Source organism: Streptomyces sp. NPDC127595 (assembly GCF_042671685.1).
Classification (GTDB): Bacteria; Actinomycetota; Actinomycetes; order Streptomycetales; family Streptomycetaceae; genus Streptomyces.
The window spans coordinates 1-17,007 of the sequence record NZ_JBHXWK010000015.1 but is presented as its reverse complement, the minus strand read 5'-3'; the positions used below and the strand labels follow the sequence as shown (position 1 = coordinate 17,007).

Genomic DNA, 17,007 nt, shown 5'->3' with positions numbered 1-17,007 from the left:
AACTTCCACGCCCGCCGCGGGCATGCCGGACGGGGCGGTCAAGCCGTCCCGGAACGCCCGGATGAAACCCCGCCGCAACCGTCCGGTCGCTAACATGGGAAAACGGCACGGGCTTAATAACTGTGGGCTGAAGTCTTTTCCCCGGGGGGAGAATAAGGTGCGCGTTCTTATCGTCGAGGACGACGAGGAAGTTGCCAACGCGGTGGCGGTGGGGCTGCGCCGGCAGCGGATGGCGGTCGACGTCGCGCTGGACGGGCTGTCCGGTCTGGAACGCGCCCTTGTCAACGACTATGACGTGATCGTCCTCGACCGGGACCTGCCCGGGATGGACGGCGACACGTTGTGCGCCAAGCTCGTCGCCGCGGACTGCCGCAGCCGGGTGCTGATGCTGACCGCGGCCGCGACCAACGAGGACCTGGTGGACGGGCTGAACCTGGGCGCCGACGACTATCTGTGCAAACCGTTCGACTTCCGCGTGCTGACGGCCCGGATCGTCGCGCTGGCCCGGCGGGCGCATCCCGCGGTGCCTCCGGTGCTGCAGCACGGCGACATCGAGCTGGACGCGTCGCAGCGCCGGGTGACTCGGGGCGGCGAGCCGCTCGACCTGGCTCCCAAGGAGTTCGGCGTGCTGGAGTTGCTGCTCGCCGCCCAGGGCCGGGTGGTCTCGGCGGAGGAGCTGCTCGAACGGGTGTGGGACGAATCGGCCGACCCGTTCACCAAGTCCGTCAAGGTCACCATCAGCCGACTGCGCGCCAAGCTCGGCGACCCACCGGTGATCCATACCGTGGCCAAGTCCGGCTACCGCGTCTGAGGGCAGCCCATGCGCACCGTTTTCCGCATGCCCCGCAACACCGTCCGGTTCCGCCTGATGCTGCTCTACGGCGGGGTCTTCCTCGTGTCCGGCGTGGCACTGCTCGCGATGACCTTCTTCCTGGTCGACCGGGCCGACCCGGGCCTCTACGTGTACAACGGCCAGGGCGGCACGGCCACGGTCAAAGAGGTGGCGAAGCCGCCGGACAAACGCGGCCCGCAGGAACTCAACAACGAGGGGGAGGACCTGCCCGCGCCGGATGCCGGTGAAAGCGAAGCGCTCATCGAACTGGCGCAGCGGCAGAAGGCCGAGCGGCGGCACACGCTGCTGGTCCAGGGCGGCACCGCACTGGGCATCATGGTGGTCGTCTCGGCGGGTCTCGGCTGGGTGCTGGCCGGGCGCGTGCTGCGACGCCTGAGCACGATCACCCGCACGGCCCGGGAGATCTCCGCGACCAACCTGCACGCACGGCTGGCCCTGCCGGGGCCCGCCGACGAACTCAAGGACCTCGGCGACACCTTCGACGAGCTGCTGGCCCGTCTGGAGGCCGCTTTCGAGGCACAGCGCCGGTTCGTGGCCAACGCCTCGCACGAGCTGCGGACTCCCATGACGCGGCAGCGCACCCTCGGGCAGGTCGCCCTGTCGGATCCGGACGCGAGCGTGGAGTCGCTGCGGGAGGCCCACCTGCGGATCCTCGCCGCCGGCCGCGAGCAGGAGCGGTTGATCACGTCGCTGCTGACCTTGGCCAGGGGGCAGGCCGGCCTTGAGCGGTGGGTGCCGTTCGACCTCCAGCAGCTGGCCGGGAAGGTCGTGGCGACCCGCGCCGAGGAGGCCGAGCGGCGCAGCGTGTCGTGGCGCACGACGCTGGATCCGGCGGCCGCGGTCGGTGGCGCGGGCCTGGCGGAACGCCTGGTGATCAATCTGGTGGACAACGCGCTGAGCTACAACACTCCCGGCGGGTGGGTCGAGGTCGCCACCCGCGCCGAAGGCGGCCGGGCCGTGCTGACCGTGAGTAACTCGGGCCCGGTCGTCGCCGCCGACGAGCTGGACCGGCTGTTCCAGCCGTTCCAGCGGGTCGGCACCGCGCGCACCCACCGTGAGGGGCTCGGTCTCGGACTGTCGATCGTCAGCACCATCGCCACCGCCCATCACGCCGAACTCGACGCCGTGCCCCGGCCGGACGGTGGTCTGACCGTGACGGTGCGCTTCCCCTGCACCACGGCGGACGCGGCCGTAGGGCCGGCCGCCGTTGAACGCGTCTAGCGACGGCGGGACAGCGGCCGGGGACACCCGGATCGCTGTCCCACGGGACGTCGCGGTCATCCGCCCTGCGTGTCCTGGGCGCCTTCTTCCGCGCCTTCCCCGCCGTTCCTCAGGACCTCTTTGCACTTGTCGTCAGCCTTCTTGAAGACGGGACCGGTGATGTCGACGCCGAGCGCATCCCGGTCGATGTCGGTCCCGCCCTCGGCATTGGGGTCCGGGAACTTGGGCACACCGTTCTCGCGCATGCATTTGGCGTATTCCAGCGCGGCCTCTCGGTCCGGAGCCGCCTCAGGCGCCGGCGCGGCGTTGTACTGCTTGCACTTCTCCGCGGCCTTCTCGTACGTCGGCGTGCCCAGACCCACCTTGTCACCGTCGATCTTGAGACCGCCGTTGGCGTCCGGGTCCGGGAATTCGGGCACGCCGTTCGCCCGCATGCACTTCGAATAGGCGAGGGGACTTTTCTCAGTGGAATCGCCGCCCTGCTTCGCGCTCGCACTGTTACTGGGGCTGGCCGCGGCGACACCGCTGTCACCGCCGCCATCGCCGTCGTCTCCGCACGCGGTCACCAGCAGGCCGACGGCGGCGATCGCCGCGACCAGTGTGACGCGCGGCCGGATGCGACGCGGCAACGCTGCGGTCTTCCATTCCTCGCGCTCAGCCGTATTTGTCGGCATGCTTTCGCACCTCTTTCGAATCGCTCCTGAGAAAGTTCTATCGGACGGACGGTTGCGGGAAGGTATCAGCGAAAAGGGAGGGGCTAGCGCTGTCTGTCGGCCCCTCGGGCAGGCTTTCCGCCAGTTATCCGGATCCCTGCTCCGCACGGCATTGCGTGGTGTTGAGCGTGAAGGAAGAGGGGTCGGTGTCGCGTCCCCTCCAGGCACCGGCGAGTTTGATCTCACGGGTCTCCCCGGGATCGATCGCGCCGCCGGTCGGGGGGTTCGTGAGGGAGACATCGGTGCCGTTCTGCGCGACGACGGCGCCCTCCGCCTCGGTGATCTCCTGCTCGTCTGCGTACCGGAACCGCAGTGCCCAGGCGTCGATCGGTCGCTTCGTGGTGTTCGCGAGGCGAACGGTCGCCTCGTAGGTGCCGGAGTCGGTTCCGGTCTGCGCCGTCGTGCGGTAACCGACCCGGCAGCTTTCCGGCGGCACCTGTCCCTTGGCGAAGAACACATTGCCGGCCAGGTCCGATCGTTTCACATCGGAATTGCGGGCGATGAGGTCACCCAGGTTCTCCCGGAAGTCGATGCCATAGCGCTTCTTGATGAGTTCGAGCACCGGCAACTGGTTGCCGTAGAAGAAGCGGTCACCGTCACGCAGCCGTTGGAATTCGCGGCTCCACATCGCCCGCTGCAGTTCGCCGAACTCAGGGCCGGAATTCTTCTCCGCGAGCATTCCCACATAGGCGTCGATTTTGTCCACCGAGCCGTACAGCGCCTTCAGCCGCGCGGCCAGCGGGGTGCGCCGCGCGAACGAGACGGCGCTGGTGTCCTCCGGATGGTTCTCCGGAGAGACCTGGCTGCCGAACAGGTTGGTGATGCGAGTGAAGTCGATGCTGTCGGGGTCGTTGATCTCGTCGCCGGGAGTGAGCAGCGGGTCGGTAGGGAACGTCTCGGTGTTCTCCCCGGTGATGTCCTTGAACGAGTTCTTGGCCGGCAGGCCGTAGGCGCGCCGCATCTCGTTGTAGCTGGGCATGCCATGGTCGCGGCCCCGCTCCAGGTCCAGCGCGCCCAGGTCGAACACGCACTTGGGGTTGGCGTCGGGGGCCGAGCACAGCACGTCCCGGATCTCGCGCTCGATCTGCTCGTCGTTCTGGTACTGCGCCTTGGAGCCGAGACCCTGGAGGAACGGCCCGAGCCCGACCATCGGCAGGACCATGGGGTTGTCCCGCGCCTGCGCCAGCACGAACTGAAGCTTGATCTTGTCGGGGTCGTCGCTCGGATCGATGTTGAAGCCCATTTCGCGGAACTTCTGGATCTGCTCGTCGGTGTACCGGGAGCGTTCGGTCTCCATCGGGAACCCGCTGTGGATCATGCTGTGGATGCGGTATCCGACGGTCGAGAACTCATTGCTGAGGGTGGCGTTCACCGACGGGTTGTAGCCCTGGTACGCGGGCAGACGGATGCCGTGCGCCGGCAGGAACTCGTTGTAGGTGACGTACTGCACCTTGGCGATGACGACCCGGCGGGCGATCTCGAACTTCTCCTGCTCGCCCAGCGACGTGGGCAGCAGGTCGACGATCCGGTTGTGCTCGCGTGCTATGAGCGTCTCCACCGCTGTGACACCGGTGTTGTTGTTGGCCCGCGCGTCCCCCGTGACGACCGCCTGGCCCGGGTTGGCGATCAGCTCCCCGCCCAGCTCCACCTCGGGGGCGTTGGCGGTGTCTCCGCGCGCGTCCCTGCGCGGCAGGTACTCGTCCGGCATCAACAGCTTGGCGCCGTTGTTGGCCAGGTTCCCGTCGACGGGCCCCACCCTCAGCCACTCCAGGCGCTGGTCGTCCGTCGAGTAGACGGCCGAGGCGTCGAGATAGGAGCTGACGTTGTTGATCTGCTCACGGGGAGTGGTCACCCCGGTCCCCGGCGCGGGCGTCGAACGCGTGAACTTGAGCGTAGCCGGATCCTCCCGAGTCTCCAGCGGATCCTCGCCGTTCACGGGGACGTCGGCCCGCTCGCCCTGCGGGTCGCTGATCAGCACACCGCTGCGTAATCCGAACTCGTGGTCGATGAACTGACCCCAGACCCACGACCACTGGCTGAGCTGCTGCTCGGAGAAGATATTCACCGAGAAGCCGAAGCCGCCCTCGTCCGCGAACTCGTCGTTGAAGATCCGGTTGCTGACGGTGCGTGCGTTCGGCCCGCTGACGGGTGTGCCGCGGCCGTCGGCGTAGCGAGCGCCCGTGACCCGGGAGTAGTTCGTCTCGGCACGGCCCCAGTCGGGACGCAGTACGTTGTTGCCGCGCCCGTCGAGGCTCTGGCCCCACACCCAGCTGGACCCCAGCGCGCTCGGCGCCGCGGGATCGACAAGCCCGCTCCCGGCGAACAACGCGGTGAGCGCCGCTGCGAGTGCCGTCCGGCCCCGGATGAGGCGCATTCGGCTGTTTCCGCGCCGCGGAGCGGCGCTTCCCGATAAGACCCGTGATCCTTTCGCCGATCGGCGCATCATTCGCGACCGGCTTCGATCAGGCTGAGGGCATAGGGCAGTTCGACCACGCGCTCGACGCTCAGCCCCGCCTTACCCAGCAGCGCCAGGTACTCCTGCTCGCCGCGCTCGCGGCCGCCGTCGTAGAGCGCCAGCAGCCGCATGTCCATCTCCTTGCCGAGGTGCGGCGCGTCTCCCTCTGGGAGCAGCATGTCCAGCAGCAGCACCCGGCCGTGCTTGGGCAGTTCGCGGCGGATGTTGCCGAGAAGGCGCAGCGCGTCGTCGTCGTCCCAGTTGTGCACGATGTTCGACAGCAGGTAGGCGTCCGCCTTCGGCACCGCCTGGAAGAAGTCGCCAACGACGAATTCGCACCGGTCGGCCATGCCCTGCTCGGCCATGAACTCACGGGCGCCGGCCATCACCGGCTCCAGGTCGAGCAACAGTCCCCGCATGCCGGGCGTGACGCGCAGCGCCGTCGCGAGCACCGTGCCCTTGCCGCCGCCGATGTCGGCGAGCGTCCCGATGCCGGAGAGGTCGATCGCCGCCACGGCGGCCTCGGCGATGGCCCGGGACCGCGTGGTCATGAAGATGTCGAAGTGCTTCCGGGACTCGGGGCTGGTCGCGAGCCAGCCGTAGAACGAGCCGAACCGTGCCGCGAACGAGGAGCAGCCGTCCCGGACGGCGGCGGCGAGCGAACCCATCGCGTCCAGCAGGTCGGGTGCCCCCTGCAGCAGGCTGACCGACCGCATCGAGCCGGGAGCGTCGGCGCACAGCGACTCGCCCGCGGGGGTCAGCCGGTACCGTGGGGTGCCGGCCACGTCCTCGGACCGCACCACGCCGAGCGCCGCGACGGTGCGCAGCAGCCGGCCCAGCGCGACCCGGTCCACGCCGAGCTTCTCGGCCAGTTCCGGTACCGGCAGCGGTCCGTCGCACAGGGCGCCGGCCACGTCGAGGTCCACGAACGCGTACAGCGCGGAGAACCGCCACTGCCCACGCAGCAGGTCCCAGATGAGCGCCCGCGGATCGGACTCGTCCACGACGTCCTTCGCCCGCCCGGACGAGTCCACTGTGCTTGTCTCTGACATTCCGCCTCCTGGCGTTAGATGTGCCGGTCGTCAGATGTGCCGGTCGTCGGTTCCGCGGAGCTTCGCGGTCAGCAGCTCACCGATGCGCGCCGCCGGATCCGCCGTGAGCATCCGATGGTGGTCGGCCTCCACCAGATGGCGTTCGATGGCGCCGTCCACGTACGGCTCCCAGATCTCCACGGCCCGCTCCACCGGCAGGCTCTCCGGCCGCGCCTGGGTCGCGACGATGAGGAGCAGGTCGCCGTAGAAGGCGCGCGGAGTGTGCTCCATGACGAGCCGGACGTTGTTGTCCGCGACCCGCTTGACGGCCTCCAGGGCCGGGACGCCCGCCGGCCCCGGGCGGCGCCGACCTGCCGGTTGCCTTGCCTCCGGCTCGTCCTCGGACTCCTCGTCGGACTCCTCGTACGGGTATCCGTCGAGGATCGCCAGCAGGGCGATCGTCTCGCCCGCGTCCTGCAGCCGGGCCCCGACGGCCTGCGCGACCACCCCACCGAACGACCAGCCCACCAGGTGGTAGGGGCCGTCCGGTTGTACGGCCCGGATCTGCTCCACGTAGTCGGCCGCCATCTCCTCGATGCTCGCGGGCAGCTCCTCAACCCGCTCCAGACCGCGCGCCTGGAGGCCGTAAAGGGGTCGCCCCGACGGGAGGTGAGCGGCCAACTCCGCGTAGTTCCAGGCGAGTCCGCCCCCGGAGTGGAGGAAGAACAGCGGTGCGCCACCGCCGCCGGAGCGGAGCGGAAGGAGCCGGTCGAAGTCGCCGGTGGGGCCGCTCTCGTCGAGCGCCTCCGCGACCGCCGCGACCGTGGGTGCGGCGAGCAGGGCGCGGATGCTGACCTCGGCGTCGAGCACCGACCGGATGCGGGCGATCAGCCGCATGGCGAGCAGCGAATCGCCGCCGAGGGTGAAGAAGGAGTCCTCGGCCCCGACTTGTTCCAGGCCGAGAACCTCGGCGAACAGGCCGCAGAGGATCTCCTCGACAGGGGTGGCGGGGGCGCGGCCGGTGGTCCGGCCCGCCAGGTCCGGGGCGGGGAGGGCAGCCCGGTCCAGCTTCCCGTTCCTGGTCAGCGGGATCGCGTCGAGCGTCACGAACGCCGACGGCACCATGTACTCCGGCAGGCGCTCGGCCGCCCACTCCCGCAGCGCGGGCTCGTCCACATCGCCGACAAGGTAGGCGACCAGCCGCTTGACACCGGGCTGGTCCTCCCGGGCGATCACCGCCGCCTGACGCACGCTCTCCTGCGCGCTCAGTACGGCCTCGACCTCGCCCGGCTCGATCCGGAAGCCCCGGATCTTCACCTGCTCATCAACCCGCCCCGCGAACTCCAGCACACCGTCCCCACGCCAGCGGGCCAAGTCCCCGGTGCGATACATCCGTTCACCGCACTCACTGAACGGGCAGGCCACGAACCGCTCCGCACTCAGCCCCGGACGACCCGCATAACCACGCGCCACACCCTCACCCGCGACATACAACTCACCGGCCACACCCGGCGCCACCGGACGCAGCGAGCCGTCCAGGACATACGCTCGGGTGTTGTCCATCGGACGACCGATCGGCACCGCCGCAGGCACCTCATCCCCCGCCGTGAACGGGACCTGAGTGACGAACGCAGTCGTCTCCGTCGGGCCGTAGGTGGTACGCACCACCAGACCCGGATGGGCTCCGAGCAGGGTCCGGATCGCGGATGCGGAGACCACATCACCACCGGTCAGCACCTCCCGCACCCCGGCAAAAATCTCCGGCGACTGCTCCGCCAACACCCGGAACAACCCCGACGGAGCCACCACATGCGTCACACCATGCTCCGCGATCAGAGCACCGCGCTCCGCCGCGTCCACCTCCCCCGCCGGGGCCACCACCAGCCGACCACCACGCAACAACGGCGCCCAGATCTCGTACGTCGAGGCATCGAACGCGTGGTTCGCCTGCACGAGCACCCGCTCCAGCACATCCGCACGCCACGCCGCATCCAGACAGAACGCCACCACATTGCGATGCGTGACCGCCACACCCTTCGGCACACCGGACGAACCAGACGTATACATCACATACGCGAGGTTCTCCGGCCCCGGCCTCACCTCCGGGTTCTCCACCACCGGGGCAACGTCCTCACCGCCGGTGAGCGTCACCACGACCCCCGCCTCAGCCGCGATCGCCTCCCGCCGCGATCGCGGAAGCCCGACATCCAACGGCACATACGCCGCACCCGCCTTGAGCACACCGAGCAGCATGGGCACCAGGTCCGCCGACCGCTCCGCACGGACACCGACCAGGCTCTCGACGCCCACGCCCTGACCCCTGAGATGGTGAGCCAGACCATTGGCCCGCGCATTCACCTCCGCGTACGTCAGTCGCGTCTCCCCAGCCACCACCGCCACCGCACCCGGCGACCGCACCACCTGCGCCTCGAACAGGGCGACCAGGGACTGTTCCGGCACCGGACGGGCGGTGGCATTCCACTCCGCCACCACCCGATGCCGCTCGTCGGCGGACAGTACGTCGATCGCGCCGACCCGCACGTCCGGATCCGCGGCCACCTGCTCCAGGACGCGGGTCAGCCGTACCGCAAGGGCCTCGGCGGTGTCCGGATCGAACAGGTCGGTGGCGTACTGGATACCGCCCTGGAGTCCGGCCGGTGCCCCCTGCTCGTCGCGGTGCTCGGTCAGGCTGACCGAGAGGTCGAACTTGGCGACCTGCGTCTGCTCCTGGCCCTCGTCGAGCGGCTGCGCGCGCAGGCCGGCGAGCCTGAGGCCCGTGTCGCCCTGCGGCAGGTTCTGCAGGGTGAGCATGACCTGGAACAGGGGGTGGCGGGCCAGTGACCGAGCGGGGTTCAGGTCCTCCACCAGCCGCTCGAACGGCACGTCCTGGTGCGCGTAGGCGGCCAGGTCGGTCTCCCGCACCCGCCCCAGCAACTCCACGAACGACGGATCACCGCTGACATCCGTACGCAGCACCAGCGTGTTGACGAAGAACCCGGCGAGGTCGTCAAGAGCGGCGTCGCCACGCCCCGCCACCGCCGTGCCGAGCGGGATATCGGTGCCCGCGCCCACCTTCGACAGCAGCACCGCCAGCGCGGCCTGCACCACCATGAACATCGTCACGCCACGCCGCCGCGCCACCTCCGACAAGAGCGCATGCACCTCGGCGCCTGTCTCCACCCGGACCGCGCCGCCCTGGAAGGACGACTCCGACGGCCGCGGGCGATCGGTCGGCAGCGCCAGCTCCTCCGGCAGCCCGGCCAGCGCCGAACGCCAGTGGTCGAGCTGGGCGGAGATCAGGCTGTCGGGGTCGTCGAGGTCGCCCAGCAACTCGCGCTGCCACAGCGCGTAGTCGGCGTACTGCACCGGCAGCGGCTCCCACCCCGGGGCGGCACCGCGGCACCGCGCCTCGTACGCGGAACTCAGATCGCGCAGCAGGACGCCCATCGACCAGCCGTCCACCGCGATGTGATGCGCCACGACGATCAACACGGACTCGGACGGGGACAGCACCAGGCACCGGGCCCGCCACGGCAGCTCACGGGTCAGGTCGAAGCCTCGCGCCATCTCATCACCGGCGACGGCGGGCACGTCGTCCTCTGCCACCTCGTCCACCCGCAGGACCAGGTGGCCCCGCTCACCCTGGAGCACCTCCTGCCGGGCAACGCCTGCGGCCTCGGGGAAGACCGTACGGAGGCTCTCCTGCCGGTCCGCCACATCGCGCAGCGCCGCCTCAAGGGCCGGTACGTCCAGCTCGCCGGTCAGCCGCAGCGCCAGCGGCACGTTGTATCCGGCACCGGCACCGGCCTCCTCCAGCCGGTTGAGGAACCACATCCGCTGCTGCGCGTACGACAACGGCACGACCCTCGGCCGCTCGCGCGCCGCCAGCGCCAGGCGGGGGCCGCCTGCCCCGCCGTCGGCGACGAGCCGGGCGATGGCCTCGACCGTGGGCGAGGTGAATACGTCACGGATGTTGATCTCGGCGTTCAGCACTGCCTGGACGCGGGCGATGAGCCGCATGGCGAGCAGCGAATCGCCGCCGAGGGTGAAGAAGGAGTCGTCGGCGCCGACTTGTTCCAGGCCGAGGACCTCGGCGAACAGGCCGCAGAGGAGTTCCTCAGTGGGGGTGGCGGGGGCGCGGCCGGTGGTCCGGCCCGCGAAGTCCGGGGCGGGGAGGGCGGCCCGGTCCAGCTTGCCGTTCCTGGTGAGCGGGATCGCGTCCACGGTCACGAACGCGGCCGGGACCATGTACTCCGGGAGCTTGTCCGCGATGTGTCGGCGAAGGTCGGCGTCATCCGCCTCGGTCTCCGCCACGAGGTAGGCGACCAGGCGCTTGACACCGGGCTGGTCCTCCCGGGCGATCACCGCCGCCTGACGCACGCACTCCTGCGCGCTCAGTACGGCCTCGACCTCGCCCGGCTCGATCCGGAAACCCCGGATCTTCACCTGCTCATCAACCCGCCCCGCGAACTCCAGCACACCGTCCCCACGCCAGCGAGCCAGATCCCCAGTGCGATACATCCGTTCACCGCACTCACTGAACGGGCACGCCACGAACCGCTCCGCACTCAGCCCCGGACGACCCGCATAACCACGCGCCACACCCTCACCCGCGACATACAACTCACCGGCCACACCCGGCGGCACGAGACGCAGCGAGCCGTCCAGCACATAGGTACGGGTGTTGTCCATCGGACGACCGATCGGCACCGCCGCAGGCACCTCATCCCCCGCGGTGAACGGGACCTGCGTGACGAACGCAGTCGTCTCCGTGGGGCCGTAGGTGGTACGCACCACCAGACCCGGATGGGCCCCGAGCAGGGTCCGGATCGCCGACGCGGACACCACATCACCGCCCGTGGACACCTCCCGCACCCCGGCAAAAATCTCCGGCGACTGCTCCGCCAACACCCGGAACAACCCCGCCGTCGCATGCACATTCGTCACACCATGCTCCGCGACCAGAGCACCACGCTCCGCCGCATCCACCTCCCCCGCCGGCGCCACCACCAACCGACCACCACGCAACAACGGCACCCACAACTCATACGTCGAGGCGTCAAAGGCATGGTTCGCCTGGAACAGCACACACTCGACCACATCCTCCGTCCAGGCCTCATCCAGGCAGAACGCCACCACATTGCGGTGCGTGACCGCCACACCCTTCGGCACCCCGGACGAACCAGACGTGTACATCACATACGCCAACGCACCCGGCGACACCCTGACACCCGGGTTGTCACCCACCGGCTCAAACACATCGGCATCGGTGAGGACCACCGACACCCCCGCCTCCGCCACCACCGACGCCAACCGCTCCTGCGGAAGCCCGACTTCCAACGGCACATACGCCGCACCCGCCTTGAGCACACCAAGCAACGTGGGCACCAGGTCCGCCGACCGCTCCAACCGCACGCCGATCAGCGCCTCCGGACCAACCCCCCGCCCGATCAGCCCGTACGCCACACCATTGGCCCGCGCATTCAGCTCCGCATACGTCCACGACCGGCCCTGCCCCACCACCGCCACCGCACCCGGCGACCGCACCACCTGCGCCTCGAACAACTCCACGAGCGTGCCGCCGGGCACCACACGACCGGTGGCATTCCACCCGTGCAGGACCAGCCCACGCTCCGCGTCCGACAGCACCTCGATCGCGCCGACCCGCACCCCCGGATCCACCGCCACCTGCTCCAACACCGCGACAAGGCGTCGGGCGAGGGAGTCCACGGTGCTTGCGTCGAACAGGTCGGTGGCGTACTGGATCCCGCCCTCGATCCCGGCAGGTGCACCCGTCTCGTCCCGCCGTTCCATGAGGGTGACCGACAGGTCGAACTTGGCCGTCACTACCTCGTCCGAGGCCAGCGGCCGCACCCGCAGACCCGGCAACTCCAGGGGCGCGTCGGAATCGGGAACGTTCTGGAAAGCCAGCATGACCTGGAACAGCGGGTGCCGGGACAGCGAGCGGGCCGGGTTCAGGTCCTCCACCAGCCGCTCGAACGGCACATCCTGGTGCGCATAGGCGGCCAGGTCCGTCTCCCGCACCCGCCCCAGCAACTCCACGAACGACGGATCGCCAGTGACATCCGTACGCAGCACCAGCGTGTTCAGGAAGAACCCGACAAGGTCGTCCAACTCGGCGTCGCCACGCCCCGCCACCGGCGTGCCGAGCGGGATGTCGTCACCCGCACCCGACTTCGACAGCAGCACCGCCAGCGCGGCCTGCACCACCATGAACATCGTCACGCCATGCCGCCGCGCCACCTCCGACAGTCCTGCGTGGATGTGGCCGTCCACCCGCACGGGAACATCGGCGCCGCTGAACGACGCCGTCGTCCCACGCGGGCGATCGGTCGGCAGCGCCAGCTCCTCCGGCAGCCCGGCCAGCGCCGAACGCCAGTGGTCGAGCTGGGCGGAGATCAGGCTGTCCGTGTCGTCGAGGTCGCCCAGCAACTCGCGCTGCCACAGCGCGTAGTCGGCGTACTGCACCGGCAGCGGCTCCCACCCCGGGGCGGCACCGCGTACCCGGGCGACATAGGCCGTCTCCAGATCCCGGGCCAGGATGCCCATGGACCAGCCGTCCACAGCGATGTGATGCGCCACGATCACCAACACCGACTCCGTCGGCGCGAGCACCAGCAGCGAAGCCCGCCACGGCAGCTCTTCCGCCAGGTCGAAACCCCGGCCGAGTTCGTCGACGACGGCCTCGGACAGGTCCGCTTCGGTGGTCTCCCGCATCTTCAGCCGGGGGTGCGACTCCTCGCCGTCGAGGATCCGCTGGTGGGGCAGCCCGTCGGTCTCGGGGTAGCGGGTGCGCAGGCTCTCGTGCCGGTCGGCTACGTCGCCCAGCGCCAGCTCCAGGGCTGCGATGTCCAGGTCACCGGAGAGCCGCAGGGTCAGCGGCACGTTGTAGCCGGCGCCCACGCCGGCCTCCTCCAGCCGGTTGAGGAACCACATCCGCTGCTGCGCGAACGACAACGGCACGGTGTCCGGGCGCTGTTGAGGCTCAAGTGCCAGACGCCGGTCCGCCCCACGGGCGGTCTCGGCGAGCCGGGCCAGCCCTTGGACCGTGGGTGCGGCGAACAGGTCGCGGATGCTGACCTCGGCGTCCAGCACCGACCGGATGCGGGCGATCAGCCGCATGGCGAGCAGCGAATCGCCGCCGAGGTGGAAGAAGGAGTCTTCCGTCCCGACCCGGTCCACGCCGAGGACCTCGGCGAACAGGCCGCACAGCACCTCCTCGGTGGGGGTGGCGGGAGCGCGGCCGGTGGTCCGGCCCGCCAGGTCCGGGGCGGGGAGGGCAGCCCGGTCCAGCTTCCCGTTCCTGGTCAGCGGGATCGCGTCGAGCGTCACGAACGCCGACGGCACCATGTACTCCGGCAGGCGCTCGGCCGCCCACTCCCGCAGCGCGGACTCGTCCACATCGCCGACAAGGTAGGCGACCAGCCGCTTGACACCCGGCTGATCCTCCCGGGCGATCACCGCCGCCTGACGCACGCACTCCTGCGCGCTCAGTACGGCCTCGACCTCGCCCGGCTCGATCCGGAAACCCCGGATCTTCACCTGCTCATCAACCCGCCCCGCGAACTCCAGCACCCCATCCGCACGCCAGCTAGCCAAGTCCCCAGTGCGATACATCCGTTCACCGCACTCACTGAACGGGCAGGCCACGAACCGCTCCGCACTCAGCCCCGGACGACCCGCATACCCACGCGCCACACCCTCACCCGCCAGATACAACTCACCGGCCACACCCGGCGCCACCGGACGCAGGAACTCATCCAGCACATAGGTACGGGTGTTGTCCATCGGACGACCGATCGGCACCGCCGCAGGTATCTCATCCCCCGCGGTGAACGGGACCTGCGTGACGAACGCAGTCGTCTCCGTCGGCCCGTACGTAGTACGCACCACCAGACCCGGATGGGCCGCAAGCAGGGTCCGGATCGCGGATGCGGAGACCACATCACCGCCCGTGGACACCTCCCGCACCCCGGCAAAAATCTCCGGCGACTGCTCCGCCAACACCCGGAACAACCCCGCCGTCGCATGCACATTCGTCACACCATGCTCCGCGACCAGAGCACCACGCTCCGCCGCATCCACCTCCCCCGCCGGCGCCACCACCAACCGACCACCACGCAACAACGGCACCCACAACTCATACGTCGAGGCATCGAACGCATGGTTCGCCTGCACGAGCACCCGCTCCAGCACATCCGCACGCCACGCCGCATCCAGACAGAACGCCACCACATTGCGATGAGTGACCGCCACACCCTTCGGCACCCCGGACGAACCAGACGTATACATCACATACGCGAGGTTCTCCGGCCCCGGCCTCACCTCCGGGTTCTCCACCACCGGGGCAACGTCCTCACCGCCGGTGAGCGTCACCACGACCCCCGCCTCAGCCGCGATCGCCTCCCGCCGCGATCGCGGAAGCCCGACATCCAACGGCACATACGCCGCACCCGCCTTGAGCACACCGAGCAGCATGGGCACCAGGTCCGCCGACCGCTCCGCACGGACACCGACCAGGCTCTCGACGCCCACGCCCTGACCCCTGAGATGGTGAGCCAGACCATTGGCCCGCGCATTCACCTCCGCGTACGTCAGTCGCGTCTCCCCAGCCACCACCGCCACCGCGTCCGGCGACCGCACCACCTGCGCCTCGAACAGGGCGACCAGGGACTGTTCCGGCACCGGACGGGCGGTGTCGTTCCACTCCGCCACCACCCGGTGCCGCTCGTCGGCGGACAGTACGTCGATCGCGCCGACCCGCACGTCCGGATCCGCGGCCACCTGCTCCAGGACGCGGGTCAGCCGTACCGCAAGGGCCTCGGCGGTGTCCGGATCGAACAGGTCGGTGGCGTACTGGATACCGCCCTGGAGTCCGGCCGGTGCCCCCTGCTCGTCGCGGAGTTCGGAAAGCTCAACGGAGAGGTCGAAGCGGGCAGTTGCCGTCTCCTCCGGCCGGATGGGGTGCACCTGCAGCCCGGGAAGGTCCCAGTCCCAATCACCCTGGTCCTGGGGAGCGCTCTGCAGGCTGAACATCACCTGGAAGAGGGGGTGGCGGGAGAGTGAGCGGGCCGGGTTCAGGTCCTCCACCAGCCGCTCGAACGGCACGTCCTGGTGCGCGTAGGCGGCCAGGTCCGTCTCCCGCACCCGCCCCAGCAACTCCACGAACGACGGATCACCACTCACGTCCGTACGCAGCACCAGCGTGTTGACGAAGAACCCGACCATCCTCTCGACCTCGGCGTCATTGCGACCCGCCACCGCCGTGCCGAGCGGAATGTCCGTGCCCGCGCCCACCTTCGACAACAGCACCGCCAACGCCGCCTGCACCACCATGAACATCGTCACGCCATGCCGCCGCGCCACCTCCGACAAGAGCGCATGCACCTCGGCATCCGTCCGCACGGGGACCACACCGCCCCGGAAGGACGACTCCGACGGCCGCGGATGGTCCATGGGCAGGGACAGTTCCTCGGGGAGGTCCGCGAGAGCGTGGCGCCAGTGGTCGAGCTGCCCGGTGAGGCGGCTGTCGGGGTCGCCGAGGTCGCCGAGGACCTCGCGCTGCCACAGTGCGTAGTCTGCGTACTGCACCGGCAGCGGCTCCCACCCCGACGCCTCACCCCGCACCCGGGCCGTGTATCCCGTGCCCAGGTCACGGGCGAGCACGCCCATCGACACGCCGTCGACCGCGATGTGGTGCGCGACGAGCACCAGCACCGACTCCACCGGTGACAGCACCAGTAGCCGCGCCCGCCACGGCACGTCCGTGGCCAGGTCGAATCCGCGACCCGTCTCTTCCGCGACCACCCCTTCGAGGTCCGTCGCCGCAACCATGTCGACCCGCAGCACCGGACGGTCGGCGGTGATCAGCTGGTGCGGCTCCCCTTCGGTCTCGGGGAAGACGGTTCGCAGGGTCTCGTGCCGGTCGGCGAGGTCACCGAGCGCGGCCTCCAAGGCCGCGACATCCACCTCGCCCGACAGGCGCATGCCCATGGACACGTTGTACGCCGCGCCCGCACCGGCGTCCTCCAGCCGGTTGAGGAACCACATGCGCTGCTGCGCGTACGACAGCGGCACCCGCTCCGGGCGTTCCCGAGGCGTCAGCGGAATGCGTGCCACGCCGCGGCCCTGGTCCACCAGCCGGGCGAGGCCGGCGACGGTCGGGGCCTCGAAGAGTTCCCGGATGCTGATCTCAGCGGCCAGCGCCGACCGCACCCGGGCGATGAGCCGCATCGCCAGCAGGGAGTCACCGCCGAGTTCGAAGAACGAGTCCTCCGCCCCGACCCGCTCAAGTCCGAGGCTGTCCGCGAACAGCCCGCACAACACCTCCTCGACGGTGGTCTCGGGCCCGCGGCCGCTGGTCAGGCTCGCGAAGTCCGGGGCGGGGAGGGCAGAGCGGTCGAGCTTGCCGTTCTCGGTCACAGGGAACGCGTCGAGCGGGATCACCGCTGCCGGCACCATGTGCCCCGGCAACCGCCCGGCCACGAACGACCGCACCTCCACCGGGTCCAGGGCCGCACCGTGCTCGGCGACGACATACGCGACCAGGCGGCGCACACCGGCATCGTCCCGGGCCAGGACAAGCGCACGACCGACCTCCTCGTGCGCCGCCAGCACCGCCTCGATCTCACCCGGCTCGACCCGGAACCCCCGGATCTTGATCTGCGCGTCCGCACGCCCGGCGAACACCAACTCGCCACCAGCCGTCCACCG

General features: G+C 69.9%; 6 protein-coding genes. 2 read left to right on the top strand and 4 right to left on the bottom strand.

The window, feature by feature from the left end; genetic code table 11:
- The first annotated feature begins 157 nt into the window (after window positions 1-157).
- Both ACFVKT_RS35055 and ACFVKT_RS35050 read left to right on the top strand, forming a co-directional pair.
- Window positions 158-811 (top strand): response regulator transcription factor, encoded by a 654-nt coding sequence (locus ACFVKT_RS35055; RefSeq protein ID WP_385739231.1) that lies wholly within the window; start codon window positions 158-160, stop codon window positions 809-811.
- A gap of 27 nt (window positions 812-838) precedes the next feature.
- Entirely contained in the window at window positions 839-2,074 is a 1,236-nt protein-coding gene (locus ACFVKT_RS35050; RefSeq protein WP_385739228.1) for a sensor histidine kinase, read from the top strand.
- A 56-nt stretch (window positions 2,075-2,130) separates the two neighbouring features.
- Here ACFVKT_RS35050 and ACFVKT_RS35045 read toward each other — a convergent pair whose 3' ends face one another.
- The 4 genes from ACFVKT_RS35045 to ACFVKT_RS35030 form a co-directional block, all read right to left on the bottom strand.
- Complete coding sequence (locus ACFVKT_RS35045; protein ID WP_385739225.1) at window positions 2,131-2,748, bottom strand: hypothetical protein; 618 nt, start codon at window positions 2,746-2,748, stop codon at window positions 2,131-2,133.
- Window positions 2,749-2,872: 124 nt separating this feature from the next.
- A complete protein-coding gene (locus ACFVKT_RS35040; protein ID WP_385739223.1) occupies window positions 2,873-5,161 on the bottom strand; it encodes a peroxidase family protein in 2,289 nt (762 codons plus the stop codon).
- 68 nt (window positions 5,162-5,229) lie between these two features.
- Entirely contained in the window at window positions 5,230-6,294 is a 1,065-nt protein-coding gene (locus ACFVKT_RS35035) for a methyltransferase (protein WP_385739219.1), read from the bottom strand.
- A gap of 30 nt (window positions 6,295-6,324) precedes the next feature.
- Window positions 6,325-16,983, bottom strand: coding sequence for an amino acid adenylation domain-containing protein (locus ACFVKT_RS35030; protein ID WP_385739216.1), 10,659 nt, complete (start codon window positions 16,981-16,983; stop codon window positions 6,325-6,327).
- Between the last annotated feature and the right edge of the window lie 24 nt (window positions 16,984-17,007).